Raw genomic sequence first — 25,812 nt, 5'->3', positions numbered from 1 at the left:
CGCTCTTTCAAAAGCCTTCCGGCCCGACCGGCAGGGCTTTTTGTTTTCCCACAGACAGCCTCATCAATTTGCTTAAAAAATAAGCGCAACTTGCATTTTCAGGGCCTATCCGTCACACTTGCGGGTCGAAATTTCAGGCATTACCTGAGATTCTGAAAGGTTTAGTGAATGCTCAAGGCCGCTGCAGCCAAGGTCTATCAAACGGGTTTAGCGTTGATGCTGGGAGCAGCCGTTGTGCTGGGATCCCCTGCGGCTTTGGCGCGCAATGCGCCCGAAGTCAGTGTCACTGTGCCCGGGTTCGAGACCATCTCCCTGGCCGATCTGCCTCGTGAAGGCCGCAGCACCTACAAGCGCATTTTGCAAGGTGGCCCTTTTTCCAGCGACAAGGACGGCACGGTTTTTGGCAATCGTGAGCGCATACTTCCTCGCCAAGCAAGGGGCTATTACCGTGAATACACCGTGCGCACACCCAGAGTCAAAAACCGTGGTGCGCGCCGCATTGTCTGCGGCGGCTTGCAGCCTCAGGTACCTGATGTCTGTTTCTATACGCAAGACCACTACAACAGCTTTCAGCAGATCGTCCAATGAGTCTTCAAGATGCTCTGCAGGCCCGCTCTCCGGCGGCTTCTGACACCCTGAATTTCGCAGCACCGGTTTGCGCAGATTGCCTACAGCGCTGTCAGCACCGTTTCTGCCACCCGTTTTGATGTTTTTAGAAAGAATCACGGAGATGGACACGCCACTTCGTAAGCCCTCGGAAACTCCGTTGCGCAATGTTCGTCCGAACATCGTGCAATCCATTCGTGCCTATCGCATCCCTGACTTGCAGGCTGCGGCAGAGGCGCTTGGTTCGCACTTCCTTTATGCCAACTTGGCCCATGCCCAGACCAAGGCCGATATTTTCGAGCTGCTCTCCACCCAGTTCTATCTGCCCGCCCACTTCGGCAAGAACTGGGATGCCTTGTATGACTGCATGACCGACCCCATCAGCAAATCAGGCCCCCAGCCCGGCTTTGTGGTTGTACTGGACCAGATACCAACCACGCCAAAGTTTGACAAGGAAGTGCGTGAGCAGCTGCTGGATGTGTTTCGCGATACGGCAGAATTCTGGGCAGAGCGCAAAGTAGCATTTCGCTGTTTTTACTCGTTTCTGTAAGCCTCAGGCCTGCTCATCAAAAACGCCCGCAGATGCGGGCGTTTTTACTTCGTCAAAAGTTCAGCCTGCACGGCCCTGGAGCTTTGCTGAGCGACTTTGCATCCATTTGCCGATCAGCATGACCAGCGCCGCACCACAAGCTGCTGCGACATAGTGAACCCATGGGTTGGACTGCACAAAGCCTGCCATCACATGATCATTGGTAATGGTTTCGCCAGCCACCCAGCCAATCAGCGCTGCGCCAAGGGTGACGATGATCGGAAAGCGCTCCATGAGCTTGATCATCAGCTTGGAGCCAAATACCACCAAAGGAATGCTGATCGCCAGGCCAATGGCCAGCAGCACGACGTTGCCACCGGCAGCCGCCGCCACCGCAATCACGTTATCCAGACTCATCACAAAGTCTGCCAGCAAGATGGTGCGCACCGCTGCCAGCATGCCTTGCTTGGCGACATTGCCTGAACTTGCTGCTGCATCATCGCCTTTGAGCAAGCCCACACCAATCCAGAGCAGCAGCAGGCCTCCGATGACCTCCACAAAAGGCAGTTGCATCAGCTTGGCCGCCACGACTGTCAGGGCAACACGCAAAACCACAGCCGCGCCAGACCCAAAAATCACGGCCTTTCTTTGCTGCTCCGGCGGCAAGCCCCGTACAGCCAACGCAATAACAACGGCGTTGTCACCCGAAAGAATGATGTCGATCCAGACAATCTTGAACAAGCCGATCCACAGTTCGGCACCAAGCATGGCATCCATGGGGAAATATTCCTGAGTTTGCAGCCCGCCTGCTGGCCGGGCATGCATCCGTCGCTTCAGTGGCGGACGTTAGTAATGCGGGAAAGTTTAGCCAACCGCCACGAAAAAACGCTGTCGGCATATTGCTTCTGCCGTCATGGGAATTGCAGGTCAATGAGCACAGACGTCTTTTGTATGGATGACCTCTGCATGGCCATGGATTTTTTGCAAATTACCAGTTTCCAGTGATAGGCAAGCCACTGAATCTCGGCAACAGTACAGTACAAAATAAGCGCTACCTTAAGCCATATGACCGAGCCCTTTCTCTTTCCCTCCGAGTCCACCCTCCCCAGTCCTTTGCTCGTGGTCGAGGATGAGCCATTGATCCGAAATCGCCTCGAAAGCATATTGAATGGCTTGGGATATAGAAATGACGCTCTCATTTGTACCGCCAACCTGGCTCAGGCTCGTGCTCAACTGGCCGAACATCCTGTCGCCATGGCTCTGGTGGACCTGGGCTTGCCTGACGGCAGTGGCATTGACCTGATCCGCGAACTGCGCACCTCAGACCCCAGCATGGGTATCTTGGTCATCTCAGCCTGGAGCACGGAAGACGCCATTCTTGCGGCCCTGCGTGCAGGCGCCAATGGCTATGTCCTCAAGGAGCGCGATGACCTGGAGGTAACTCTCTCCATCCGCAGCGTACTGCGTGGAGGAGCTCCTATCGACCCCTTTATTGCCCGACGCATCATTGCCGAATTACAGCCAGGAGCGCCCACCGAAGGGCACAAAGAGGTTCCCCCCGAAGCCACTCTCAGCTCCAGAGAAATACAAATCCTCAGACTGGTCGCCGATGGCATGACCAATCGAGAGATTGCCGAAGAGCTCTTTCTCTCTCGCTATACGGTCGAGTGCCACGTCAAAAATATCTACCGCAAGCTGGCCGTCCCCTCCCGCACCAGAGCCGTCAGCGAGGCACGGGCACGTGGCTTGCTGAGCTAAATCCCATAGCTTCATGCTGCGTCTGCTGTTTGTACTGTGGACTGTGATGAGCTGCGGCCTGGGCTGGGCGCAGGACACTGCGCCCCCGGAGCCTTCTTGCCTGCCGCGCATCGTCGCTCTCCAGTCCGCCAAAGCGCAAGCAAAAGGTCCACCACCCGAGGCCTCTTCGCTGGATTGGACGGATGTTCAGCCAATGGACGACTGGAGCCATCGCTGGCCCGGCTATGACGGGTCCGCCTGGTATCGCATCGACTGGGAAAATCCTTGCGGGCGCAGCCAGCCACAGGCTCTGGCCGTACTCCACATGGTGATGGCCGGTGAGGTTTTTGTGAATTCCGAGCTGATCTGGCGCGACCAGTCGCTGGTAGAGCCACTGAGCCGAAGCTGGAACATGCCGCGCTACTGGCTGCTTCCCCAAGCCCTGCTCAAGGAGCAAGGCAACAGCATCTGGATACGCATTCATGGTCTGAGCTCACAAACCCCGGGACTGGGCATGCTGCGCATCGGTCTCCCGGAAGAGCTCCAACAGTGGACACAGCAAGCCACCTGGAACTCACGCACGATCTATATCGTCTGCATCACGGTCAGCCTCGTGCTGTGCCTGCTGTTTGCATTTGCCTGGATTAATAACTACCACCAGAAGGTCTATGGCTGGTATGCCCTCAACCTGGCCTGCTGGTCGCTGTTTCTCTGCTTTATCGTGATGACGGACCCCTGGCCCTTCCGTAGCACCCTGGGCGTTGCAAGAGGCTCTCTTCTCTCCTTCATTGCCTTTACCTACACGTTCTGTATTTTTACGCTGCGTTTTGCAGAGCTGCGCTTTCCACAACTGGAGCGCAGCCTGATTCTGATATTCAGTGCCTGTGCCATTTTTACCGTGGCTGTGCCGGACGCCCGAATAGACCGGCTTCAAGGCATCTGGGTGTCGATGCTGGGCATATGCTTTCTGGTGTGCCTGCTATTCCCATTGAGGGCATTCCAGACGCACAAGCCCTCCCACATCATCTTCAGCGCCTGCTTTGTGCTGTACCTAATCATCGGCATACACGACATGGCGCTTATGCACCATGCGCTTGATCAGCAGGTGCCACTGACCCCTTATACGACTCTGCTTTCCATGCTGGCGATTGCCTGGATGCTGGGGCGTCAAATCGTTCATAACATGCGCCTCATCGAACGGTTCAATCACGAGCTCAGCCTTAATGTCACCCAGGCGTGTGACAGCCTGAGCCAGACCTTGGAGCGTGAGCACCATCTCGCGCTGAGTCATTCACGCTTGCAGGAAAGGCTGCAAATTTCTCAAGACCTGCACGACGGCCTGGGCGGCTCTCTGGTGCGCTCGATCGCGCTGGTTGAGCAAACCGCTACCCCTTTGCCCAACTCTCAAGTGCTCTCCATGCTCAAGCTCATGCGCGATGACCTGCGCCAGATGATTGATGCAGGTACCAGCACCTCTGTTCAAGTGCCAGAGACGCCTGCACAATGGATGGCTCCTCTTCGACATCGCTTCTCACGCCTGTTTGAGGAGTTATCTATCCGTGTGCGCTGGAGCATGCCGCCCCAGTGGTACACAGTACCCAGTCCCATCCAGTGCCTGACCCTGACCCGCGTGCTGGAAGAGGCGCTGACCAATATCATCAAGCACAGCCAGGCACAGAACGTGCTGGTGGAGATGAAGCTTGAACAGGCCGATGAGCTGATACTGCTTATCAGCGACGATGGCGTAGGCTTTGATGTGCATACCGTCCAGACTCACAGCATGGGAGTCGGCATGCGCAGCATGCTGGCGCGCATGGAGCGCGTCAGCGGCAGCTTTCAGCTGCAATCTCAACCCAGTGGCACGACACTGACAGCCATCATGAGCCTGGGCCGCGTGCATACCAGCGCAGCCACGGCTCCATCTTCATCCAGCAGCAGCCAGCCCGAAGGCTGCATCGACAGAATTTATTAGATCCCGACTCAGCAGGCAGCAGGATCTACCTGCGCAATGATGCCGCCGCCCAAGCACACATCGCCGTCATACAGCACCGCCGACTGCCCGGGAGTGACCGCCCATTGAGCCTCTGGGAAATCCAGGCGAAAGCCAGCTTCTGTCGCCTGAGAGATCAAGGCTGGGGAATCGGGCTGACGATAGCGGGTCTTGGAGCCGTAGGTCTTGCCTTCGGCTGGCGCATGCCCAGCAACCCAACTGATCTGATCTGCCACCAGCGCATGGGACTGCAGCCAGGGGTGGTCATGTCCTTGCACCACGCGCAGCACGTTCTTGTCCATGTCTTTACGCGCCACAAACCATGGCTGGTGGTCGCCTGCACCACGGGCAGCCCCCTTTTCCTTGACGCCGCCAATGCCCAGACCGGAGCGCTGACCCAGTGTGTAGAACGACAGGCCCACATGCTTGCCCAGCTTGCGGTTGCGGTCGTCCAGAATCGGGCCCGGCTCCTTGCTGATATAGCGGTTCAGAAAGTCGCGGAAAGGACGCTCGCCAATAAAGCAGATACCGGTCGAGTCTTTCTTCTTGGCGTTGGGCAGGCCAATCTCTTCAGCAATGCGACGCACCTCGGTCTTTTTCAGCTCACCCACGGGGAACATGGCTTTCGAGAGCTGCGCCTGGTTCAAGCGGTGCAGAAAATAGCTCTGGTCCTTGCTGTTATCCAGGCCCTTGAGCAGCTCGAACAACTGCGTGTCTGGGTTCTGACGCACGCGTGCATAGTGGCCGGTGGCGATTTTCTCTGCGCCCAGGCGCATGGCGTGGTCCAGGAAGGCTTTGAACTTGATCTCGGCGTTGCACAGCACATCAGGGTTGGGCGTGCGGCCGGCCTGGTATTCGCGCAGAAACTCGGCGAACACGCGGTCTTTGTATTCGGACGCGAAGTTCACATGCTCGATTTCGATGCCGATCACATCGGCCACGGCGGCAGCGTCAACGAAGTCGATATTCGACGAGCAATACTCGCTGTCGTCGTCATCTTCCCAGTTTTTCATGAAGATGCCGACGACCTCGTGGCCTTGCTGTTTGAGAAGATGGGCGGTGACGGCGGAATCCACACCGCCCGACAACCCCACCACGACACGGTGCTTGTTGCTCATAGGTATGCGATTATCCCAGCGCCCGCCAACTGCTGCGAGCGTGAGGATTTGCCATGGAACTGCGCCAGCTGCGCTACTTTGTACGTATTGTTGAACTGGGCTCCATGAGCCGCGCCGCGCTGGATCTGAACATGGTGCAGTCGGCGCTGAGCCAGCAAATCAGCCGCCTGGAGTCCGAGCTTTGCACGCGCTTGCTGCAGCGGACACCGCGCGGCGTCATCCCCACCGAGGCAGGTCAGGCCTTTTTTCACGAAGCCCAGCTCACCTTGCGCCACGCCGAGCAGGCCATTCACGCAGCCCAGCAGGCGCGGCTGTCGGGCGCCGTCAGCATGGGCTTGTCGCCCACGATTGCCAATGTGCTGGGCCTGCCGCTGATGCGCGCCATGCGCGAGCGCTACCCCGATGTGCGCCTACATATGGTGTCGGCGCTTTCAGGGCATTTAACGAGCCTGCTCAATGCCCGACAGCTTGATCTAGCTATTCTTTTTGATACGCATAGCGCCCGCCGCTGGAGCGTGATGCCGCTCTTGGAAGAGCAGTTGTTCCTGATCCAGTCGCGCCAGCAGCCCGTCGCGCCCAAGATTCAACATGGTGCCCCCATCAGCTTGGCAGAGTTACAGCAGGTGCCGCTGATCCTGCCTTCGGGCAGCCACGGTCTGCGCAGCTCGGTCATGGCCTCGTTCACCAGCGCGGGGTTTCAGTCGCAGATGGCCATGGAAATCGATTCGCTGACCTTGCTGATGGAAGCCGTGGACGCTGGCATGGGCGCGACCGTCCAGCCCTGGTCAGCCGTGGGCATGTACCGCGATGCGGCCGAGCGTTTTCAGTGGTCGCAGATTGCCGATGACTCCGTACGCCGCAAGGCCGCGCTGTGCAGCTTGTCGGACGATGAGCTCTCACCCGCCGCACTGGCTGCGCGCGTGGTATTGATGGATTGCGCACGGAAGCTGGTGCAGACCGGAGGATGGGTGGGGGCTACGCTTTTGTAATCGAGGGGCTTTTTGCTAGCTGGGGGATATCCAAGCACGCCAAATAGTCCCAAGTCGGGTCGTAATACTGTGGGTCACGGGTGGGATCTTGTGCATTGCCTTCCGGAACTACGATCACCATGCCTTGGCGTGCCCGCGTCAGCAAGACCCGATAGGCATTGAGCCGGTAGCGCTGGTCTTCTGCTTGGCGCACTTCTTGCCAGCGTGTGCCGCTGAAATTTCGATAGCGCCAATGCGTTGTTCCAGCGCCAGGCTGATATATCAAGTCCCCGTCCCAAACCACTACCGTCCAATCCAGCTCTAGCCCCTGCACGTCAAATTCGCTAGCAGCATCTTCCATATAGAAGGAGGATCGAACGTCTGTGGAATCGTTGAGGAACCAGGCACAGGGATCCATCTTGACGCCCATATTCAAACCCAAAGGCTTTATCCGCTTGGCGCCCGATGAAGCCAGAACCCCATATCGCTCGCTACCGCGGGCCTTGGCTTTGACCCATTGTCTGGCTTCATCCAAAAAGCGGGTTCTGACGATGGGAAATGTCTTCATGACTTTTCTCAACGTTGCTTGCGCATCTGCAAGCTGACCTTCCATCACCGCCGCAATAGCTTGCGACAGATGTTCCGCCCGGAAAGAGCGCAATGAAACGCTCAAGTGCAGTGCAGAGGTGCGCTTGACTGTGCTCGTGAGTTCAGCCAGTTGGAAGTCGGGCAGGTAGTCACTGCCTTGCAGTTGGGCAGGCAAATGCACCTCCCATTGGGGGAACTTGTCCCGAACAGCTCGCAGCCATTCTTCAATCCCTGCTTCACCGGTATTAATCTCTTGACCGCCTCCCACCAGACACACAATGGCAGCCCAGCCATCGTGCCTGTCCATCACGCTGATCAAAAATTCTGGCTCTGACTGGTCAAAGTCCGGCTGGTTTCGCTTTCTGCGCATGAAGTCAGACGCCTGGGCGCGGTTCCAAGCCCGTTGTGCCTCATCAAAGACTACGACCCGTTCGATGGGCGCATCTGCACTCTTCAAGCTATCGTCTCGAAAGTGGTGAATATTCTGGATAAATGCTTTGGCTTTGCGCTCGGCATCTGCCTTTCTCACAACTTTGCCAGCCGTCCTCGCCTGCGCAACTTCATCGCGCGCTAAAGCTTCTCGTAAAACGTCGACGAGTGGCCCGTTTCCAGACAAGAAACCGCATGCTCGGCATCGTCCTGATCATGCTTGCGGCGCTCGCAAGCCAAGTTCAACCCTGCCAGTGCTTTGCCGGCACCCCAGATACAAAACAAATCACCTAGCGGTTTTGCAAGCGAGCGCTGTCAATGGCCTGTGTGAGCGCTTGGGTTGTGGTACTAAGGTTTTCTTTGCCGGCTTCTGAATAAGTGATATCGGCGACGCCGTGACCTAGATACAGCGCTTGTGAGGCTTCCACAATGGTGGGCGTTGGTCGGTACCCTGCTTGCAGCCAGTCCATGTAATCAAAGCGTTGCTCGCTAGGATGAGTCGCAAGCTGATTCAGCACTTGCGTTAGCATGGAGGCATTGCATTTGATGATGGGATACCCCCCTCTACGGGATATGCGTAGGCGTAGCTATGCGCAGGCGCCGCAGTCGCCACCAAGATGGGTGCGATGGGCGCGTCATGGCTAGCCGTATGAAAATTTTTGAGGTCCAGCGCATAGTCCAGCACCTGGGTTTGTGCCGCAGCATCGTAGTGCTTGGCGCCTACCTTGAACTCCAACACCAATACTCGATTGCCTAGCAAAAGCACGTTGTCGACACGGCGGCCAATGCGCGGAATGGTGAACTCAAAGCACACCATGCCCTGCATGCTGGGTAAAAGCGCGCTATGCAAGAGATCAACCTGCTGACCCCACGCGGCAATCTGCTCTGCAGCAACATCTCCCTCAGACGCGCTAGACAGCTGGCCAACGATGGCGCTGGCGGATTCCGCCAGAAACTCGGAAATGCTTGCGACATATGCAGCACGTTGGATTGGCAGATTCATGCGGTCTTCAGAGGGAGCTAAACCCTGCAAGCATAGCGGCCCTGTGCTCGAAAACTTGCTTTTCAGAGACACCAATCACAAATCGTGATGCCCCCATTCTCTCTCCCCGCTGCACGGGTGAGGCGGCGCTCACTACAGTCAGCTTCAACGCTTGCCTGCTTGCGTATTCCCTCTGAAGACCTGTGATTCAGAGCCGCAGCAAGGACAAGATCCACCCACGTTGAACCGCCACAGGCACCAACCTATGGCAGCCCATCATGAAAACTGAAGCCTTTGACACCGATGTACTCGTCATCGGTGGTGGCAACGCCGCCCTGTGCGCCGCCCTGATGGCGCGCGAAGCAGGTGCCCGCGTACTGCTGCTTGAATCCGCCCCGCGCGAATGGCGCGGCGGCAACTCCGGCCACACCCGCAATCTGCGCTGCATGCACGATGCACCGCAGGATGTGCTGGTCGAAGCCTATCCCGAAGAAGAGTACTGGCAGGACTTGCTCAAAGTCACGGGCGGCATTACCAACGAGCATCTGGCGCGCATGGTGATTCGTGCCTCCAGCACTTGCCGCAACTGGATGCGCAAGCACGGCGTGCACTTTCAGCCACCGCTGTCGGGAGCGCTGCATGTGGCGCGTACCAATGCCTTTTTCATGGGTGGCGGCAAGGCGCTGGTGAACGCGTATTTCCGCAGCGCTGAAAAGCTGGGTGTGGAGATTCGCTACGAATCGCCGGTGGACAAGCTCGATATCGAAAACCGCCAGTTCAAGGCCGCATGGTGCAAGGGTCAGCGCATCACGGCCAAGAGCTGTGTGCTGGCAGCGGGCGGCTTTGAATCCAACCGCGAATGGCTGCGTGAGGCCTGGGGCCAAAACGAGCGCGGCGAATGGCCTGCGGACAACTTCATCATCCGTGGCACCGCGTTCAACAAGGGCGTGCTGCTCAAGCACATGCTGGAAGTGCAGAACGCCGACGGTCTGGGCGACCCCACGCAGGCGCACATGGTGGCGATCGACGCTCGCGCGCCGCTGTATGACGGTGGCATTTGCACGCGCATCGACTGCGTGTCGCTGGGCGTGGTGGTCAACCGCGATGCCCAGCGCTTTTACGACGAAGGCGAAGACTTCTGGCCCAAGCGCTATGCGATCTGGGGCCGTCTGGTGGCGCAGCAGCCCGGCCAGATTGCCTATTCGATCATCGACAGCAAGGCCATTGGGCGCTTTATGCCGCCCGTTTTCCCAGGCGTGAAGGCCGACAGCCTGCCCGAGCTGGCGCAAAAGCTGGGCCTCAATGTAGACACCTTCATGCAGACCATGCAGGCCTATAACAGCAGTTGCAAGGTCGGCCACTTTGACCACACGGCTCTGGACGACTGCCACACCGAAGGCGTAGCCCCGGCCAAGACGCACTGGGCGCGTCCGCTCGATACCGGCCCGTTCTACGGCTATGCACTGCGCCCCGGCGTCACCTTCACCTACTTGGGCTTGAAGGTGGACGACACCGCCGCCGTGCGCTTTAACGACCAGCCTAGCCAGAACCTGTTTGTGGCTGGCGAAATGATGGCCGGCAATGTGCTGGGCAAGGGCTACACGGCTGGAGTGGGCATGTCGATTGGCACGGCATTTGGTCGCATTGCCGGGCGCAATGCCGCGCTGGCTGCGCAAGGAAAAGACGCCGTACACGGCGCTGTGAAAGATGAGGTCTGAGTCATGAGCATCCAATCCCTGCAAGAACTGGGCAAGGAAGCCCAGAGCCTGGCCACCGGCAAGGTCATCCCCATCATTCCAGCGCCCCCTGAAACGGCTGCCGAAGGCGAAGTGGCGCGTGTGATGCAGATCTGCAATGCCTGCCGCTACTGCGAAGGTTTTTGTGCCGTGTTCCCGGCCATGACGCGCCGTCTGGAATTTGGCAAGGCCGATGTGCACTATCTGGCCAATCTCTGCCATAACTGCGGCGCCTGTTTGCATGCCTGCCAGTACGCACCGCCGCATGAGTTTGGCATCAACATCCCCAAAGCCATGGCCGAGGTACGTGGCCAGACCTATGCCGACTACGCCTGGCCGCCAGCATTGGGCAAGTTGTATCAGAAGAACGGCCTGACGCTGTCGCTGGCACTGGTCGCAGGCCTGTTTATCTTCCTGGCGCTGGCCGTGGCCATGCAGGGCGGCCTGGGCCAGTTGTGGAACAGCAATCTGGGCAATAACTTCTACAACCTGTTCCCGCACAACCTGCTGGTCAGCATCTTTGCACCGGTATTTTTATTCGTGGTGTTTGCGCTGTTCATGGGTGTGCGCCGCTTCTGGAAGGACATAAAGCCCGCCACCAGCGGCGTGGATGTCAGCGGCCCCGCTGCGGCAGAAGCCACGCACGATGTGCTGCGCCTGAAATACCTGGACGGCGGCCACGGCGACGGCTGTCACAACGAAGACGACGAATACACCTTGAAGCGCCGCCGCTTCCACCACTTCACCTTCTACGGCTTCATGCTGTGCTTTGCCGCCACAGCGCTGGCCACGGTGTATCACTACCTCTTCAACCTGCCCGCGCCGTATGAACTACCCAGTCTGCCCAAGATTTTGGGCGCCTTGGGCGGGGTAAGCCTGATGATCGGCACGGCGGGCCTCTGGACGCTGAACCGCGTCCGCCACCCGCTGCATGGCGATGCCAAGCAAAAGCCCATGGACCTGGGTTTTATCGCCTTGCTGTTCGTCGTGGCCTCCAGTGGCCTCGCGCTATGGCTGGGCCGCGCAACACCCGCCCTCGCCCTGCTGCTGTGTCTGCACCTGGGCGCTGTGATTGCTCTCTTTGCCACCTTGCCCTACGGCAAGTTTGCCCACGGAGTGTTCCGCACAGCCTCGCTGCTGCGCCACAACGCTGAAAAGCGTCAACCAAGCCCCATCGGCCTGGGCGCCGATTAAGCCAACCAAGCGACCCTGAGCTGCAAGACCCAGGGCGATGCAAAACATCCTCACAAGGAGACATCCCATAATGAATAAACGCCATTTCCTGCGCGCCACAGCAGTGGCTGCATCCATGTTGAGCCTGGGCTCTGCGGTGCTTGCAGCACCCGACTGGCTGCCCAACAAGCCCGTGACGCTGGTGGTGGGCTTTGCCGCTGGTGGCGCCGCCGATGCTGCAGCACGCATGATTGCCAAGAAGCTGGGCGAGAACATCGGCCAGACCGTGGTGGTGGACAACAAGGGCGGCGCGGGCGGCAATATTGCCCACCAGTTCGTGGCTAAAGCGCCCGCTGACGGCACGGTGCTGCTGTTCGGATCGGTCGGCCCGCTGACCATTGCGCCCCACATCATGAAGGTGGGCTACAACCCCTTCACCGATCTGGCGCCCATCTCGGGCGGCGTGAACTTTCCCAATGTGCTGGTCGTCCACAAGGGTGCAGGCGTAAAGAATCTGGCCGAGTTTGTAGCCAAGGCCAAGAAGGAACCCGGCAGTGTGGACTACGCATCGACAGGCGCGGGTTCTGCCTCGCACCTGGCGGGCGAGCTATTCAACCAGCGTGCAGGCGTAGAAATGGTTCACGTGCCCTACAAGGGCGGCGCCCCCGCGCTGCAAGACTTGCTGGGCGAGCGCGTGACCTCGTACTTTGCCGCGCCACCCACGGCCCTGCCGCATATCGAGACCGGCAAGCTGATTCCGCTGGCCACCACCGGCCTGACGCGCCCGGCCTATATGCCCAATATTCCCACCGTGGCTGAAGCGGGCTACCCAGGTTTTGAGGCACTGAACTGGTACGCCTTTGTGTCCCCCGGCAAGACACCCGTGCCTGTGCTGGACCGCTGGAATACCGAGATCGTCAAAGTGCTCAAAGACCCCGGTGTGGCCGAGGCGCTTAAGGTGCATGGCCTGACGCCACAGCCCACAACCCGCCCCGAATTCGCGGCCTTCATGAAGAAGGAATATGAGCAGTGGGGCAAAGTGGTCAAGGAGCGCAAGATCGGCTCCAACTAATTTCCTAGAAACTCCAAACTTCTCTTCTTTCAGGACTGCTCAGTCAGTCCTTTTTTCATAGCTGCTATCGCTTTACCCATAAGCACTACAGCCATATTTGATGCTTATTTTTTAGCCGCCGGGCGCAGCACCAACCATAGCGACAGCGCAATCAGACCACCGCCTGCCGCATGGGCCAGGCTCAGTGGCTCGCCCAGCAGCAGCCAGCCCCAGAGCACGGCAAACACGGGCACGATGAAAGTCACCGTCAGCGCTTTTTGCGGGCCCTCATCGGCAATCAGGCGGAAGTACAGCACATAGGCCAGCGCCGTGCTGAACAGGCCCAGCAGCGCCACATTGCCCCAGGCCAGCGGCGGTGCAGCCTGCATTTACGACAGCGCTTGCGGCTACAGCACCAGACTGACAATCAGCGCAGGCAACAAGACCAGTAAAGCACCGAGTTGACTGATAAAAACAGCTGCCCGCATATCAACCGGCGCATTGGCCCCAGCCAGCTTCAGGGTCAGAAAGCTGGAAAACGCATAGCAAACCGTGGCCACAAAACATGCGGCCATGCTGCCCAGCACCGCCACACCACAGATACCCAGCAGCACCGCCATCACGCGCGCCGGGGTAATGCCTTTGCAAACATCAAGGCACCCACCACCGTGGCCACCAGCGGCGTGGTGGCATTGAAGATGGCGCTATAGCCCGATGGCAGCACCTGGGCCGCCAGCGCGTACATGAGAAAGGGAATGCCGGAATTGATGACGCCCAGTGCCAGCAAAGGCCAGAGATAACGCCCCAGCCGCGGCCGATCGCCCATGATGGCCAGCGTGGCCCCAGGCCCAGCGTGGAAAACAGTCCCCGCCCCACGGCCCCCAGGTGCGGCACGGCGACGCGCATGAAAAGGAAACTACCGCCCCAGAGGGCGGCAAGTGCAAGCAGTCGGATCAGACTGGCCGGGGACATGCCGTGCATTGTGCACAGCCCGGGCCGTGCATGCCTGTCACGGCTGCTTCAAACAGGGCTTAGTGAATCTGGGCCAGCACATCATCTAGCGTGGCACCTGCATCCTGCGGTACTGCCGGTGTCGGCAGAGGCGGCCGATAGATGCTGGAATCCGCATGAACCAGGCCCAGATCATGGCGCTGACCGGCCAGATAGTCGCCTACGGACTCCAGCACGATAGGACTACGGTGCAGATGGGCTGTGGCCTTGAGTTCATCCAGCGTGAGCCAGACGCTGCGCACAATGCCTTCGTCAAGATGGCTTTGCGCATGGTGCATGCCCAGATCGCCGGTAAAGGCAAAGCGCAGATAGGTGATGTCCGAACCCGTGCGTGTGCGCACAAAGCGGTTCATATAGATGCCAACCAGAGCTGTGGGTGTGAAGCTGTAGGCAGTCTCTTCCATGACCTCACGTGCGCAGGCATCTGCCGGGCTTTCGTAAGGGTCGAGGTGACCTGCAGGCGTATTCAGACGCAGTCCATCCGCCGTATTTTCTTCCACCAGCAGAAAACGGCCATCGCGTTCGATGATGGCCGAAACAGTCACATTGGGTTTCCAGCGATTGGGCATGGGCGGCATTATCCTTGTGTCGCCTCGATCTTGTGTCAGATAAATCCCACCATATAGAGGGCGCCTTCACCATAGCTTGCCAAGTGTTGTTGCTGCGCAGCATTTGTCACGGGTTCGACCTTGTAGCCTTGACGCTCCCAGTAATGCTGGGAGCCCTGCACTGAAACCAGTGCTGTGCGCTGCACCCCACGCGCTCTGGCCTGCTGCTTGGCCGCTTCCACCATGCGCTTGGCCAAGCCCCGCCCTGCCGCCTCGGTCGATACCGCCATATCGTGCAGATAAAGCACACTGGCATCCGAATATTCGGCAAAGTCACCATTCAAAGGGGTAATGGCACCGGGACGTGACCAGTAGGCGGCCAGATAGGCCAGTACCTCACCACCCTGCACCGCTGCCCAGGAACAGTGCCCTGTCCTTTGCAGACGACGGGCAAACACTTCACGAGGCTCCACAAAGTCTGCGCCATAACACTGGGCCTGTATGCGCAGCACGGCATCAATATCGTCAGCGCCCAACGCACGCAGTTCGACAGTCAATAACTCCGACATCAATTGCTCTCAAATCAACAGCATTCACCCATTTCTTCTCCATGAGGAAATGCCAATTTCATCCAAAAATCCTCAATAGCTTAGCAAGCCTTCTACGCCATCTTGGCATGCGCGACTATCACAATGGTAATGATTCTCAATTGGATTAATGAGAAAGAAGTCCATACCATTGAGCTATCGATTGGGGAAAACACATGACACGCTTAATCCAGACACTGCGCCAGAACCAGCTCACACTGACCAAAACTGCCAGCTATTACGTGATTCATATCACTGTAGCGGCCTGCGTCGCCTATGCAGTGACTGGCAATCTGATTGCCTCGCTGACGCTCAGCTTGCTGGAGCCGACTGTTCAGGCCTTTGCCTTTTTCTTTCATGAAAAAGCCTGGGAGCGTCGTCTGAAAAAGCAGCACCCAAACACAGCTACTGAGCCCGCAGTAGTTGCAGCCTAAAGGACTTATCATGCAGACCGGCACATATGCTTTCAGCGAATGGCTGTTGCAATCACTGGCTTCCCAAGCCGATTACAGCGGGCACCTGCGCTGACACGACAGAGGTACATGGGGTTGAGGCTATAGGTCAAAGCTGTACTTGCGCCAACAATGTCTGAGACTTCAAGGAGTTCTCATGCAGCTTGCAGACCGCCAGACTCGTGCCGACCTCTCAAGCCACGATGCACAGTGGCTTAACGCTCACTGGATGCCTTTCACCGGTAACCGCAACTTCAAAGCAAGCCCCCGGCTCATCACCTCAGCGCAAGCTGCCTATTACACCGATGCCGATAACCGCCGCATCTTTGACGGACTATCCGGTCTGTGGTGCACAGGGCTCGGCCACGGTCGCCGTGAAATTGCCGAAGCCATTGGCAAGGCTGCGCTGCAGCTGGATTACGCCCCAGCCTTTCAGTTCGGCCACCCGGCCTCATTCCAACTGGCAAACCGCATCGTCGGCCTGATGCCCAAAGGGTTGGAGCATGTGTTCTTCACCGGATCAGGCTCGGAAGCAGCTGACACCTCGCTCAAGATGGCCCGCGCCTATTGGCGCGCCAAGGGGCAAGGCAGCAAGACCAGGCTGATAGGGCGCGAGAAGGGCTATCACGGCGTGAACTTTGGGGGCATCTCGGTGGGTGGCATGGGCGGCAACCGCAAGACATTTGGACAAGGCATTGAAGCCGATCACCTGCCTCATACCCAGCCGCCCATGGGCTCGTTCTGCAAGGGTCAGCCGCAAACCATCGGAAACAATGATGGCCGCGCACTGGCTGACCGCCTGCTGGACCTGATCGCCCTGCATGACGCAAGCAATATTGCGGCTGTGATTGTGGAGCCCATGTCCGGATCCGGCGGCGTGGTGATTCCACCAGACGGCTATCTGCAGCGATTACGCGAAATTTGCACGCAAAACAATATCTTGTTGATCTTTGACGAGGTCATCACCGGTTTTGGTCGCCTCGGCGCCATGACGGCTGCCGAGGCCTTTGGCGTGACGCCGGACATCATGAACATCGCCAAGCAAGTCACTAACGGCGCACAGCCACTGGGCGCCTGCGTGGTCTCTCCCGAGATCTACAACTGCTTCATGGACGCGGGCGGGCCCGAGTACATGCTGGAGTTTGCCCACGGCTACACCTACTCCGCCCACCCCGTGGCCTGTGCGGCGGGTCTGGCGGCGCTGGATTTGCTGGAAAAAGAAGATGGCCCCGGCCGCGTCAAGGCACTGGCGCCCTTTTTCGAGCAGGCCGTGCATAGCCTCAAAGGCGCCAAGCATGTGCTTGATATTCGCAATATCGGTCTGGCAGCAGGCCTGACGATTGCCCCCGCGCCCGGCGAGCCCGCCAAGCGCCCTTACGAGATCGCCATGAAGTGCTGGGATGCCGGTTTTTATGTGCGCTATGGCGGTGACACGATTCAGCTGGCCCCGCCGTTTATCAGTGAGAAAGCCGAGATCGAGCGCCTGATCAATGCACTGGGCGATGCGCTGCAAGCCACCGCCTGAACGCATCAACTATCAAATCAATAGCTTGTAGCGCTTGATGCATAAGCGCTACAAACTGTTTTGATGCTCAGTCAGGAAAGCTGTGCAGCCAGTGTTTCGTATTCGGCCACAGGCACTTCTTCAGCGCGGCGCTGCAGGTCGAACTCTCCCGAGAAGCCCTTGTCCTCCAGCCACTTGCCCAGCGTATTGCGCAGCATCTTGCGGCGCTGGCTGAAAGCCACACGCACCAGTTCTTCCAGCAGCGCGGGGCTGAGTTCAGCGGGCTTCTCGCGCGGAATCATGCGCACCACGGCGCTATCGACCTTGGGGGGCGGGTTGAAGCTACCTGGCGGCACGAACAGCACGTCTTCCATGGCATAGCGCCACTGCAGCATCACCGACAGACGGCCATAGGCTGAGTTGCCAGCATCGGCCACCATGCGGTCGATGACTTCCTTTTGCAGCATGAAGTGCTGGTCTTGCACCACATCGACCTGCTCCAGCAGATGGAACAGGATGGGGCTGGAAATGTTGTAGGGCAGATTGCCCACCACACGCAGCTTGGGCACGCCCAAGCGGGCGGCCAGAGCGCGGAAATCGACCTTGAGCACATCGGACTCGACCACATCAAGGTCTTCACGCAATCGCAGGCGGGCGGCCAGATCGCGGTCCAGCTCGATCACGGTGAGCTTGCCCAGGCGCTCGACCAGAGGCTGGGACAGGGCCATCAGGCCGGGGCCGATCTCGACCATGGGCTCGCCAGCCTTGGGATCGATGGCTTCAACAATGTTGTCGATGATGGCGCCATCGGTCAGAAAGTTCTGGCCAAAGCGCTTGCGGGGAATATGTTTCATGAAATGCGAAAGCGGTGCCTGGGCACCGCTTGAAATGAAGTGGGTGTCTTGAGTGCCCGATGCGCAATGATGACAGCAGCGGACACTTCAAGCAGATTGCATGGGCTTATTGCGGTGGCTCGCGATACTCGACAAAGGCCTTGCCGCGCAGTTCTTTGAGCCAGGTCTCGAAGTCCTGCTCGGCCTTGCGCTCGCGCACTACGTTGCGCACCATTTCGCGCTGCTCGCGCTCGGTCAGTTTTTCCTGGCGACGCTCGATCAGCTGAATCAGGTGTACACCAAAGCGCGACACCACAGGATTGCTGATCTCGCCGGGCTGCAGTGCATCGAGCACGCGTTCGAACTCGGGCACAAACTGACCGGGCGAAGACCAGCCCAGGTCGCCACCGCTGCGGGCACTGCCGTCCTTGGAGAATTCCTGTGCCAGTTGCTGGAAGGTGGCCTGCCCCGTCTCAACTCGGCGCTTGTAATCTTCCAGACGCTTGGCCGCCTGGGCTTCTGTCATGTCATTGCCCACCGTCAGCAGAATGTGGCGCGCATGATTCTGTGTGATGTACACAGGCGCTCCGGCCTGAGACTTGCCCAGCACCTTGAGCACGTGAAAGCCCGCGCCAGAACGGAATGGTCCCACGATGGAGCCTGCCGCTGCATTACCCACCTGCTGGGCAAACAGCTCTGGATAATCGCTCATGGGGCGCATGCCCATGGAGCCTCCACCTTGTCCATTGGGCACATCCGAGAAGTCTCGAACGGCAGCAATGAAGTCGGAATTGCTGCGCGCAGCTTCTGCGGCCTGCTTGGCCTTGGCTTCGCGCTCCGCTACCACCGTTGCGCTGGCGTCCTCTGGCACGGTAATCAAAATGTGCCCCAGTTCCACCATCGCTGTAGCTGCCGCTTCTCCAGGACGCTTTTGCTCCTTGAGATAGCGGTCAATATCAGCCTCAGTGACTTTGACACGTGCATCCACATCGCGCTCACGCACTCGTTGCATCAGCATCTGGTTGCGGATTTCTGAGCGGAACTGCGTCTCGGAGATTCCGTCGGCCTTCAGACGTGAGAGCAGTCCTGCCTTGTCAACATTGTTCTGGCGCGCCACATTGGCAACCGCTTGATCAATGGTCAGGTTGTCCACATTGATGCCCGTGTCCTTCGCTTCCTGCAACTGCACGCGCTCGACAATCAGGCGCTCCAGCACTTGACGAGCCAGCTCACTCTGGGGAGGCAACTGCCCGCCCTGCTCGGTCACATTCTGGGCTACACGCTCCATGCGCGCGCGCACTTCATTGTTGGTAATCGGCTCGGAGTTGACCACAGCCACGATGTGATCGGCCGAGCGAATACCTGAAGCAGCTGCAGGTGCCTGACGCCCTGAAGGCTGGGCCGTAGCCTCCAAGGCACGGGACAAAGACTGCTCAGTGCCAGCCTTGCCCTTGCCCGGGCTTTTCAAGCCCTGAGCCTGCACACCGCTCGTCATTACAGCCAGCGCCATGGCAACTGCACATGCATTGGATGTCTTGGAGAAAAAACGCATGAAAAAAGCCTTGATTAATCGTAATTGGTAAAGCGGCTGGGCGGCTCGACCGCCTCACGCAAATATTCGTAGCGCGGCACATTGCGCTTGAGGCTGGCCGTGGGGTCCGAACCAAAACTCAGACGCGAAAAGCCCACAAACTCCATCTGGAACAACAAGCGCAAATTGGACTGGATCATCGAGCTTTGCAGACGCTCCAGCACCACGCGGCCAATCCAGCAGCAGCCGTCATATTCCAGGCCGACAACGGTATCTACCAGCTTGCTGTCCTTGATGGAATAGTTGAGGCGGCCCACTGCATACCAACGACCACCGCCCTGGCCACGACCTGCGCCCAAGTCCTTGCCCTTATCACCCCAAAGGTCGTTGATAGGCCATTGCCAGCCCACATCTACCAGCTCACTGGAGGGCTTCTTGGTGACCGTATCCAGTTGTGTGCGATAACCGATATTGAAAGTCCGGTAGTTACCCGGGCTGTAGCGAGCCGTGGCCGTGGTTCGAACCGTGCGATTCAAATCCTTGTTGTATTGGGTTGTGCCTTCCAGCGACCACTTGTCGGTCCAGTTGAAGGATGCACCCAGCAAAATATCCGACAGCTTGCTGGTGGCAGCTACCTCCCCAGGCAGCAGCACACGTTGGTCAGACAAACGCAAACGCTGTGCAACGGCAAGCTTCAGCTTCTCTGCACCACTTTCAGGGTCAATAAAGCGTGAGGTAGCCCCCAGTGTCAGCAGATGATTGTCCGCAATGCGATCCTGACCGACATAGTCGTTCTCGGAAAAAATACTCGCAAAATTGAAGTCGCTGCGTCCCGTGTCATAAAGCGGCAGCATGCTTTGGTCACGATAAGGCGTATAGGCATAGAACGCTCGCGGCTCAAAGGTCTGCAGCAGGTTTTGACCCAGCCACGAAGTATCACGCTCAAAAATCAAACCACTGTTCAAGCTGAAAGTGGGTAACGTGCGATTGGCACTCTTGCTGCCATCTTTCATCAGCCGGTCAGTCTGATACATGGAGGAGTGCAGCATCAGTTTGGGCGTAATGAAAGCACCAGGCGACAGAAAAGGACGACTCAGCTGTGCCTGCACATAGCTACGCTGACCATTGTTGCCTGCCTTGGCCGAGAGAGGTCGAATCAGCTCAAAGCGCGTGGTATCAGCCACAGCGGAAAACTCCAGCCCATGCGGCAGATCCAGCGGTGTATAGCGATATTGCAGCTGAGGAAGCTTGCTATAGGGCGGCGCAATCAACGCTGTCGGATCCTGCTGTACCTGATAGCGCAGCACATTAAGGCTCAACACCCCATCGCCCTTGGCCCAGCTCAGGTTCGCCGTACTTGGCAGCAGTCGCTGGCGCAGCGCCACTGGAGCAAGACGGAAGTCGCGCCAGTAATCTCCATCGCTGACGCGATTCAAATTCATGCGCAGTCCTAGGCCGCCAACTGGTGTGTCAAAGGTGGCTCTATGCTGCCAAGAATACCCCCAGCGATCACGATCACGCAGATTGTCGCCTGGCATATAGCTGCCGTAAGCCTCACCTGAGTAGCCAGGCTCCAGATAGCGGAACTGTCCTGCCAGGTTCACTCCACGCTTGCTCATCAGCGTGGGGGTAACTGTCATGTCGCGATTGGGAGCAATATTCCAGTAATAAGGTTGCGAATACTCAATACCGCCAAGCTTGTCCATACCGAACATCGGTGGCAGCAAGCCAGACTTACGCTTGTCCGACAGCGGAAAGCTCATGCGTGGCACAGGGAGTACCGTTACACCCTTGAACTGCAGGCGCGCTCCTTCGGCCACGCCCACATCTTCGGCCATATCCAGGTGAATGGTCTTTGCCTTGAGCACCCAGCTCGGCTCCCAACTGGCCTCGTTATCACGCTGGCAGGTGGTGTAGGTTGCGTCATGGACGACAGAGTGATCCTTGTCGATGAAATCTACACGAGATGATTCGCCGTGCCCTCCCGTGGCCAGAAAGCGGTAGTTGGCATTATCGAACTGGCCCTTGAAGGCATCCATCTGCAGATCCAAGGCCGTGCCCTGATAGACATTGCCGGCCTGGTTGATATAAACCGAGCCAACTGCATTGACCTTGTCGTCAGGCACTGCATAGTCCAGGGTTTCAGCACGGATCATCGTGTCACCACGCCGTATTTCGGCATCGCCGTGCACCGATGCCTTGATATCAGGCTGCCCGGACAGGCTGTCACCCTTGATATAGATGGGCTGCTGATCCCGAACTTCTTTCGGGTAGCTCTCCTGCAGCAGGGGGCTGGATTTGAGCTGTAGTGGAGGCAGCCCAACGGCCTCGTCAGAAACTGACGGCTTACTCTCGTGTTCGGTCTGAGCATTGACCTGCATGCCAGCACCAGCCCACGCCAGCATCACGGCCCATGCCAAGGGGCGAATCACTGGCCGAGCGCCTCCCACCCGCTTGTCACGGGAGAAGCTGGCAGATAAGGAGTCTCGCGAATGGGATGGGGATTGCACGATGATGTTTGAGCGTCAAAAAGCGCGCGTGCCAAGCACGCGTCAACAACAAAACCGAGAGCCTAGCACCACTGTCCACAGCTACTGTGGCATCGGTTTGTAAAATCCGATTATCCATGACCGCATCTATCACCCCCACAGTTGGCGTTGCCTGGGCAGATTCTGCCCGCCACGCCGCATTTGACGCCTGGCTGGCTCCGCTGGCTGAAAAGCACCAGCTGCTTCCCGCAACCCTGCGCCCTGCTTCGGCCGATGCCAGCTTTCGCCGCTATCTGCGACTAGAACGCGCCGACGGCAGTAGCCTAATCGTCATGGACGCCCCTCCTGACAAGGAAGACTGCGCGCCGTTCGCCAAGGTTCAAGGCCTGATGGCAAAAGCCGGCCTGTGCGTGCCCGAAATCCTGGATTGGGATACTCACAATGGCTTCATGCTGCTGAGCGACCTGGGCGGACAGACGATTATTGAGGCGCTGAACCCGGAAAAGCCTCAGGATGCCGAAGCTTGGTACCGCTCAGCGCTGGAAGTGTTGCTGGACTGGCAACTGGCCTCCCAATCCGGCAATGTGGGCAATCTGCCCCTCTACAACGAAGCCTTGCTGCGCCGCGAGCTGCAGCTTTTCCCCGACTGGTATATCGCCCAGCACCGCCAGTTCACGCTGAACGACAAGCAGCAAGCCTTGCTGAGCAAGACCTTTGATCAGATCGTGGCGCACAACCTGCAGGCGCCCAGCGTCTACGTGCACCGTGACTTCATGATGCGCAACCTGATGCAGCCAGTCAGCCAAGGCGCTCCTCTGGGCGTGCTGGACTTCCAGGATGCCGTCTACGGTCCCATCACCTACGACATTGCCAGCCTGCTGCGTGATGCCTTCATCACCTGGGAAGAGGACTTTGTCATCGACATCACCATTCGTTACTGGGAAAAAGCCCGCAAGGCTGGCCTGGTCGGCGCCAACAGCGCCAGCGGCTGGGGCGATGACTTTGGCGAGTTCTATCGTGGGGTCGAATGGATGGGCCTGCAGCGCCATCTCAAGGTTGCTGGTATCTTCGCCCGCCTGACCCTGCGCGACGGCAAGCCCAAATATTTGGCCGATACGCCGCGCTTTATCCACTACATCCGCACCACTTGCGACCGCTACCGCGCTCTGGGGCCCTTCCTGAAGCTCATTGACGAGATTGAGGGCATTCAGACGCAGGTTGGGTATGCCTATGGGCGCATGTAACACCCCCTGAGCGGCTTTGCCGCTTCCCCCTCTCTGCTCGCGGAGGGGGACGACAGCCTCGCTGCGGGGCGGCCCTTGCTCGCTGTCACTGGTGTGGGCCGCGCCGGTTTTTGAAGCTGCGCCCACTGCGCAGCTCAAAGCCTTCAATACTGTTTTCTTCTATGCCGCGCTATCACTGCCCTATTCCTCTGCATATCGGCACCGAGCTGGATCTGCCCGCAGGCGCTGCTCGCCATGTACAAGTGCTGCGTCACCAGCCCGGTGAGGTCATCACCCTGTTCGAGGGCCAGGCTGGCAATGGCTTCACGGGCGGCGAGTTTGATGCCGTCATCACCCATATGGGCCGCAGCGACGTGGGCGTGCGCATTGAGTCGCACCGCGCGACCGAGCGCGAAGCGGTGCGTGCCGTGCATCTGGTTGTGGGTATGCCTGCCAATGAGCGCATGGACTGGCTGGTGGAAAAAGCCACCGAGCTGGGCGTGGCCAGCATTCAGCCCGTGATGGCCGCGCGCAGCGTGCTCAAGCTCAAGGGTGATCGCGCTGACAAGAAGATTGAGCGCTGGCAGTCGATTGCCATCTCTGCCTGCGAGCAATGCGGCCGCAACCAGGTGCCCGTCATTCACGCCCCCCAGTCGCTGGCCGACTGGCTGCGCAGCAGCGATGCCCCTGGCGACGATGCCACCCGTCTGGTGCTTTCGCTGCGCGAAGGCAACCAGCCGCTGCGTACTGCCGCTGGCGACGCCCAGGCCGTCTGGGTGCTGCACGGCCCCGAAGGCGGCCTGACCGCACAGGAAGAAGACTGGGCACTGGAGCGCGGCTGGAAGCCCGCCAGCCTGGGCCGCCGCGTGCTGCGTGCCGAAACGGCCTCTGTGGCCGCCCTTTCTTTGCTGGCCCTGGAGTAAATCATGAGCAGCTGTCACCTCTCTCTGGCCAAGCCCGAGTTCTATCCCCAAAACTTTCGCGTGGAAGCTCCCGAGCCTCTTCCAGAAAAAATCCTCACCCCACGCCGCATGGGCTGCATCATCATCAATGCAGCAGCAGAATCCTCTGCAACGCTTTTGGGTCGTACGTTTACAGCTCCTGAAGAAGGAGCACCTCTCGCCCCTGTGGAGCGCGTCGTCATACCCGCCAGTTTTGGTCTGGTGCCGCACTGGGTCAAATCGGCTTCGGACGGTCGCCTGCGCGCGCTCAAGCTGGTCAATGCCAAGATCGACAGCCTGACCACGGGCACGGCCTTCCGCGATGCCTGGCTGGCGGGTCAGCGCTGCATCGTGCCGCTGCAAGCCTTTCAGGTCGATGATCTGCGTCCCGGCAAGCCTGTGCCCACACGCATTACCCGTGTGGACAACCAGCCCATGGGCGCCGCCGGTGTCTGGGCCCGCTGGGTAGGCGCAGACGGTGAAGTCATCACCAGCTACGCCCTCATTACCATCAACGCCAATGCCCATGCGCTGATGAACCGCTACGGCCAGCCCGGCAACGACAAGACCATGCCCGCCATCCTCAACGAAGGTGCGTATGACGCCTGGCTCAACGCCAAGGTCAACAAGGCCAAGGAATTTCTGCGCCCCTATCCCACCGAAAAGCTGCGCGCCAACCCTGTGGAAAAAGGCCGCAAACAACCACCCCCTCAGTGGTAGGCATCAGTCCTGCGGAAACTGCTGCCCCAGCCACTGCTCGAGTCGTGCAAACACGGGCCCCACCAACTCGGGGCTTTCGTTGAAGATCTCGTGATACGCCTGCTCAAAGCACTGCGCCTGCAGCAGGCGGGCAGGGGCATGTTCAGCAAATGCCTGGCTGCCAGCCGGGTCTACCAGCTTGTCCTGCCCCGCCCAAAGCAGCAGCGTAGGCACACACCAGTTGCGGGCCTTGGCCTGCACGCGCAGGCCGCCATGGGCCATGTAACCAGCCAGGCGAGCGCTGATGCGGTTGTGCTGCAGCGCATCCGCGTCATACGCCTTGACCACAGCCAGATCATGCGAGAGATGGCGGGACTGCACACCATTGGCCACGCGCAACGTGGGCAACAACTTGGGCAGGCTGCGCATCAGCGCTTTTTGTATGCCGGATAAATGCAGCGCCAGCGCAGGCGATGACAGCACCAAGGCATCCACATCGCGCAAGCCAGACGCTACAAAATCAGAAGCTACCAGTCCTCCAAGACTATGCCCTAGCAGCACCAAAGGCTGATGGCGTGGCATGGCAGCACGGGTCGCATCCAGCACCACGGCCAAGTCATCCAGCAGCCGCGTATCGCTGCTCAGCGCCCCACGCGGACCGCCAGACAGTCCATGCCCGTACTGGTCATAAGCCCGCACAGCAAAGCCCCAGTCATTGAGCTGGCGCGCCAGCACTGCATAACGGCCGCTGTGCTCGCCCAGGCCATGGACGATAAGCACCGTGGCTCGGGCTTTAACGCCACCAGCCAGCGGCCAGTCACGCACTGTCAGCGGCACTCCATCAGGAGCATTGAGATGGCTGATACGCATCTCGGCATGACAAGATTTGTGGTCGTTCATGATTCACGTCCCCCACCCATGCTGCGGGCATGGCCCGGAATCTTGAGAATGGCCGCGCCAGACTGAGACGTCAACCAGGAACTCTGAAGAGGCGTGCGAGCAAGCCTCTTCACACGCTTGATCGTACGATATCAAAAAAATAGCTGCCAGCCCTTTCAGCAATTGGGCTAGCAGCTATTTTTATGAA

Annotated in this window: 26 protein-coding genes; 13 read left to right on the top strand and 13 right to left on the bottom strand. The window is 58.8% G+C overall.

Annotation, left to right across the window (positions count from 1 at the left end):
* Positions 1-168 precede the first annotated feature (168 nt).
* On the top strand, positions 169-588 hold the full coding sequence (locus AC2I9W_RS13345) for a guanyl-specific ribonuclease (protein ID WP_486410431.1): 420 nt from the start codon (positions 169-171) through the stop codon (positions 586-588).
* Positions 589-730: 142 nt separating this feature from the next.
* Entirely contained in the window at positions 731-1,156 is a 426-nt protein-coding gene (locus tag AC2I9W_RS13340; RefSeq protein ID WP_158394052.1) for a barstar family protein, read from the top strand.
* Positions 1,157-1,216: 60 nt separating this feature from the next.
* Here AC2I9W_RS13340 and AC2I9W_RS13335 read toward each other — a convergent pair whose 3' ends face one another.
* Entirely contained in the window at positions 1,217-1,912 is a 696-nt protein-coding gene (locus tag AC2I9W_RS13335; RefSeq protein ID WP_486410430.1) for a TerC family protein, read from the bottom strand.
* Between the two features lie 288 nt (positions 1,913-2,200).
* Here AC2I9W_RS13335 and AC2I9W_RS13330 point away from each other — a divergent pair, with 288 nt between their 5' ends.
* Both AC2I9W_RS13330 and AC2I9W_RS13325 read left to right on the top strand, forming a co-directional pair.
* On the top strand, positions 2,201-2,893 hold the full coding sequence (locus tag AC2I9W_RS13330) for a response regulator (protein ID WP_486410429.1): 693 nt from the start codon (positions 2,201-2,203) through the stop codon (positions 2,891-2,893).
* A gap of 13 nt (positions 2,894-2,906) precedes the next feature.
* On the top strand, positions 2,907-4,844 hold the full coding sequence (locus AC2I9W_RS13325; protein WP_486410428.1) for a sensor histidine kinase: 1,938 nt from the start codon (positions 2,907-2,909) through the stop codon (positions 4,842-4,844).
* Positions 4,845-4,852: 8 nt separating this feature from the next.
* On the opposite strand, the gene mnmA is transcribed toward AC2I9W_RS13325, so the two are convergent.
* A complete protein-coding gene (gene mnmA, locus AC2I9W_RS13320) occupies positions 4,853-5,980 on the bottom strand; it encodes a tRNA 2-thiouridine(34) synthase MnmA (protein WP_486410427.1) in 1,128 nt (375 codons plus the stop codon).
* 53 nt (positions 5,981-6,033) lie between these two features.
* On the opposite strand from mnmA, the gene AC2I9W_RS13315 reads away from it, so the two are divergent.
* Complete coding sequence (locus tag AC2I9W_RS13315) at positions 6,034-6,969, top strand: LysR family transcriptional regulator (RefSeq protein ID WP_486410426.1); 936 nt, start codon at positions 6,034-6,036, stop codon at positions 6,967-6,969.
* Here the strand turns inward: AC2I9W_RS13315 and AC2I9W_RS13310 are convergent.
* Entirely contained in the window at positions 6,956-8,152 is a 1,197-nt protein-coding gene (locus AC2I9W_RS13310; protein WP_486410425.1) for a DNA/RNA helicase domain-containing protein, read from the bottom strand. The two genes, AC2I9W_RS13315 and AC2I9W_RS13310, sit on opposite strands and share 14 nt — an antisense overlap.
* Positions 8,153-8,488: 336 nt before the next feature.
* On the bottom strand, positions 8,489-8,968 hold the full coding sequence (locus tag AC2I9W_RS13305) for a hypothetical protein (protein WP_486410424.1): 480 nt from the start codon (positions 8,966-8,968) through the stop codon (positions 8,489-8,491).
* Positions 8,969-9,225: 257 nt separating this feature from the next.
* Between AC2I9W_RS13305 and tcuA the strand changes: the two genes are divergently transcribed.
* The 3 genes from tcuA (at position 9,226) to AC2I9W_RS13290 (ending at position 12,928) form a co-directional block, all read left to right on the top strand.
* Complete coding sequence (tcuA, locus tag AC2I9W_RS13300) at positions 9,226-10,665, top strand: FAD-dependent tricarballylate dehydrogenase TcuA (RefSeq protein WP_486410423.1); 1,440 nt, start codon at positions 9,226-9,228, stop codon at positions 10,663-10,665.
* Between the two features lie 3 nt (positions 10,666-10,668).
* A complete protein-coding gene (gene tcuB, locus AC2I9W_RS13295) occupies positions 10,669-11,877 on the top strand; it encodes a tricarballylate utilization 4Fe-4S protein TcuB (protein WP_486410422.1) in 1,209 nt (402 codons plus the stop codon).
* 67 nt (positions 11,878-11,944) lie between these two features.
* Positions 11,945-12,928, top strand: coding sequence for a Bug family tripartite tricarboxylate transporter substrate binding protein (locus AC2I9W_RS13290; protein ID WP_486410515.1), 984 nt, complete (start codon positions 11,945-11,947; stop codon positions 12,926-12,928).
* 104 nt (positions 12,929-13,032) lie between these two features.
* Here the strand turns inward: AC2I9W_RS13290 and AC2I9W_RS13285 are convergent, their stop codons facing one another.
* From AC2I9W_RS13285 to AC2I9W_RS13265, 5 genes are all read right to left on the bottom strand, one after another.
* Positions 13,033-13,296, bottom strand: coding sequence for an EamA family transporter (locus AC2I9W_RS13285; RefSeq protein WP_486410421.1), 264 nt, complete (start codon positions 13,294-13,296; stop codon positions 13,033-13,035).
* Between the two features lie 18 nt (positions 13,297-13,314).
* Entirely contained in the window at positions 13,315-13,527 is a 213-nt protein-coding gene (locus tag AC2I9W_RS13280; RefSeq protein WP_486410420.1) for a hypothetical protein, read from the bottom strand.
* The gene (locus tag AC2I9W_RS13275; protein ID WP_486410419.1) at positions 13,527-13,733 is read right to left on the bottom strand and encodes an EamA family transporter; all 207 of its coding nucleotides are present in this window, start codon (positions 13,731-13,733) and stop codon (positions 13,527-13,529) included. Before AC2I9W_RS13275 ends, AC2I9W_RS13280 begins: the two co-directional genes overlap by 1 nt.
* A 205-nt stretch (positions 13,734-13,938) precedes the next feature.
* Positions 13,939-14,496 carry an NUDIX hydrolase gene (locus AC2I9W_RS13270; RefSeq protein WP_486410418.1) on the bottom strand — a complete coding sequence of 186 codons (558 nt, stop codon included), beginning with the start codon at positions 14,494-14,496 and terminating at the stop codon, positions 13,939-13,941.
* A 26-nt stretch (positions 14,497-14,522) separates the two neighbouring features.
* Positions 14,523-15,035, bottom strand: coding sequence for a GNAT family N-acetyltransferase (locus AC2I9W_RS13265; RefSeq protein WP_486410417.1), 513 nt, complete (start codon positions 15,033-15,035; stop codon positions 14,523-14,525).
* A gap of 194 nt (positions 15,036-15,229) precedes the next feature.
* On the opposite strand from AC2I9W_RS13265, the gene AC2I9W_RS13260 reads away from it, so the two are divergent.
* Together AC2I9W_RS13260 and aptA are read left to right on the top strand one after the other, a co-directional pair.
* Positions 15,230-15,487 carry a DUF2061 domain-containing protein gene (locus tag AC2I9W_RS13260; protein WP_486410416.1) on the top strand — a complete coding sequence of 86 codons (258 nt, stop codon included), beginning with the start codon at positions 15,230-15,232 and terminating at the stop codon, positions 15,485-15,487.
* A 175-nt stretch (positions 15,488-15,662) separates the two neighbouring features.
* Positions 15,663-17,030, top strand: coding sequence for an omega-aminotransferase AptA (aptA, locus tag AC2I9W_RS13255; RefSeq protein WP_486410415.1), 1,368 nt, complete (start codon positions 15,663-15,665; stop codon positions 17,028-17,030).
* 71 nt (positions 17,031-17,101) lie between these two features.
* On the opposite strand, the gene rsmA is transcribed toward aptA, so the two are convergent.
* From rsmA to AC2I9W_RS13240, 3 genes are all read right to left on the bottom strand, one after another.
* Positions 17,102-17,863 (bottom strand): 16S rRNA (adenine(1518)-N(6)/adenine(1519)-N(6))-dimethyltransferase RsmA, encoded by a 762-nt coding sequence (rsmA, locus tag AC2I9W_RS13250; RefSeq protein ID WP_486410414.1) that lies wholly within the window; start codon positions 17,861-17,863, stop codon positions 17,102-17,104.
* Between the two features lie 106 nt (positions 17,864-17,969).
* On the bottom strand, positions 17,970-19,394 hold the full coding sequence (locus AC2I9W_RS13245) for a peptidylprolyl isomerase (protein ID WP_486410413.1): 1,425 nt from the start codon (positions 19,392-19,394) through the stop codon (positions 17,970-17,972).
* Between the two features lie 14 nt (positions 19,395-19,408).
* Positions 19,409-21,778 (bottom strand): LPS-assembly protein LptD, encoded by a 2,370-nt coding sequence (locus AC2I9W_RS13240; protein ID WP_486410514.1) that lies wholly within the window; start codon positions 21,776-21,778, stop codon positions 19,409-19,411.
* Positions 21,779-21,999: 221 nt separating this feature from the next.
* On the opposite strand from AC2I9W_RS13240, the gene AC2I9W_RS13235 reads away from it, so the two are divergent.
* The 3 genes from AC2I9W_RS13235 (at position 22,000) to AC2I9W_RS13225 (ending at position 24,746) form a co-directional block, all read left to right on the top strand.
* On the top strand, positions 22,000-23,106 hold the full coding sequence (locus tag AC2I9W_RS13235) for an aminoglycoside phosphotransferase family protein (protein WP_486410412.1): 1,107 nt from the start codon (positions 22,000-22,002) through the stop codon (positions 23,104-23,106).
* 161 nt (positions 23,107-23,267) lie between these two features.
* Positions 23,268-24,008: a 16S rRNA (uracil(1498)-N(3))-methyltransferase gene (locus AC2I9W_RS13230; RefSeq protein ID WP_486410411.1), complete on the top strand. Its 741-nt coding sequence runs from the start codon at positions 23,268-23,270 to the stop codon at positions 24,006-24,008.
* Between the two features lie 3 nt (positions 24,009-24,011).
* On the top strand, positions 24,012-24,746 hold the full coding sequence (locus AC2I9W_RS13225) for an SOS response-associated peptidase (protein ID WP_486410410.1): 735 nt from the start codon (positions 24,012-24,014) through the stop codon (positions 24,744-24,746).
* 3 nt (positions 24,747-24,749) lie between these two features.
* Here the strand turns inward: AC2I9W_RS13225 and AC2I9W_RS13220 are convergent, their stop codons facing one another.
* Positions 24,750-25,595 carry a lysophospholipase gene (locus tag AC2I9W_RS13220; RefSeq protein WP_486410513.1) on the bottom strand — a complete coding sequence of 282 codons (846 nt, stop codon included), beginning with the start codon at positions 25,593-25,595 and terminating at the stop codon, positions 24,750-24,752.
* Between the last annotated feature and the right edge of the window lie 217 nt (positions 25,596-25,812).

It is taken from the genome of Comamonas sp. FUJ_7 (genome assembly GCF_057369555.1).
Note: the sequence above shows the minus strand (reverse complement) of the source record. Positions and strands in the feature narration are given on the sequence as shown.

What these genes read in the sequence shown, in the direction of transcription:
- AC2I9W_RS13340 (WP_158394052.1), top strand. Translation starts at nt 731, where the DNA reads ATGGACACGCCACTTCGTAAGCCCTCGGAAACTCCGTTGCGCAATGTT.
- aptA (WP_486410415.1), top strand. Translation starts at nt 15,663, where the DNA reads ATGCAGCTTGCAGACCGCCAGACTCGTGCCGACCTCTCAAGCCACGAT.
- AC2I9W_RS13315 (WP_486410426.1), top strand. Translation starts at nt 6,034, where the DNA reads ATGGAACTGCGCCAGCTGCGCTACTTTGTACGTATTGTTGAACTGGGC.
- AC2I9W_RS13330 (WP_486410429.1), top strand. Translation starts at nt 2,201, where the DNA reads ATGACCGAGCCCTTTCTCTTTCCCTCCGAGTCCACCCTCCCCAGTCCT.
- mnmA (WP_486410427.1), bottom strand. Translation starts at nt 5,980, where the DNA reads ATGAGCAACAAGCACCGTGTCGTGGTGGGGTTGTCGGGCGGTGTGGAT.
- AC2I9W_RS13275 (WP_486410419.1), bottom strand. Translation starts at nt 13,733, where the DNA reads ATGGGCGATCGGCCGCGGCTGGGGCGTTATCTCTGGCCTTTGCTGGCA.
- AC2I9W_RS13245 (WP_486410413.1), bottom strand. Translation starts at nt 19,394, where the DNA reads ATGCGTTTTTTCTCCAAGACATCCAATGCATGTGCAGTTGCCATGGCG.
- AC2I9W_RS13335 (WP_486410430.1), bottom strand. Translation starts at nt 1,912, where the DNA reads ATGGATGCCATGCTTGGTGCCGAACTGTGGATCGGCTTGTTCAAGATT.
- AC2I9W_RS13240 (WP_486410514.1), bottom strand. Translation starts at nt 21,778, where the DNA reads ATGCTGGCGTGGGCTGGTGCTGGCATGCAGGTCAATGCTCAGACCGAA.
- AC2I9W_RS13325 (WP_486410428.1), top strand. Translation starts at nt 2,907, where the DNA reads ATGCTGCGTCTGCTGTTTGTACTGTGGACTGTGATGAGCTGCGGCCTG.
- AC2I9W_RS13260 (WP_486410416.1), top strand. Translation starts at nt 15,230, where the DNA reads ATGACACGCTTAATCCAGACACTGCGCCAGAACCAGCTCACACTGACC.
- AC2I9W_RS13280 (WP_486410420.1), bottom strand. Translation starts at nt 13,527, where the DNA reads ATGGCGGTGCTGCTGGGTATCTGTGGTGTGGCGGTGCTGGGCAGCATG.
- AC2I9W_RS13345 (WP_486410431.1), top strand. Translation starts at nt 169, where the DNA reads ATGCTCAAGGCCGCTGCAGCCAAGGTCTATCAAACGGGTTTAGCGTTG.
- tcuA (WP_486410423.1), top strand. Translation starts at nt 9,226, where the DNA reads ATGAAAACTGAAGCCTTTGACACCGATGTACTCGTCATCGGTGGTGGC.
- AC2I9W_RS13230 (WP_486410411.1), top strand. Translation starts at nt 23,268, where the DNA reads ATGCCGCGCTATCACTGCCCTATTCCTCTGCATATCGGCACCGAGCTG.
- AC2I9W_RS13235 (WP_486410412.1), top strand. Translation starts at nt 22,000, where the DNA reads ATGACCGCATCTATCACCCCCACAGTTGGCGTTGCCTGGGCAGATTCT.
- AC2I9W_RS13285 (WP_486410421.1), bottom strand. Translation starts at nt 13,296, where the DNA reads ATGCAGGCTGCACCGCCGCTGGCCTGGGGCAATGTGGCGCTGCTGGGC.
- AC2I9W_RS13225 (WP_486410410.1), top strand. Translation starts at nt 24,012, where the DNA reads ATGAGCAGCTGTCACCTCTCTCTGGCCAAGCCCGAGTTCTATCCCCAA.
- AC2I9W_RS13270 (WP_486410418.1), bottom strand. Translation starts at nt 14,496, where the DNA reads ATGCCGCCCATGCCCAATCGCTGGAAACCCAATGTGACTGTTTCGGCC.
- rsmA (WP_486410414.1), bottom strand. Translation starts at nt 17,863, where the DNA reads ATGAAACATATTCCCCGCAAGCGCTTTGGCCAGAACTTTCTGACCGAT.
- AC2I9W_RS13220 (WP_486410513.1), bottom strand. Translation starts at nt 25,595, where the DNA reads ATGCGTATCAGCCATCTCAATGCTCCTGATGGAGTGCCGCTGACAGTG.
- tcuB (WP_486410422.1), top strand. Translation starts at nt 10,669, where the DNA reads ATGAGCATCCAATCCCTGCAAGAACTGGGCAAGGAAGCCCAGAGCCTG.
- AC2I9W_RS13305 (WP_486410424.1), bottom strand. Translation starts at nt 8,968, where the DNA reads ATGAATCTGCCAATCCAACGTGCTGCATATGTCGCAAGCATTTCCGAG.
- AC2I9W_RS13265 (WP_486410417.1), bottom strand. Translation starts at nt 15,035, where the DNA reads ATGTCGGAGTTATTGACTGTCGAACTGCGTGCGTTGGGCGCTGACGAT.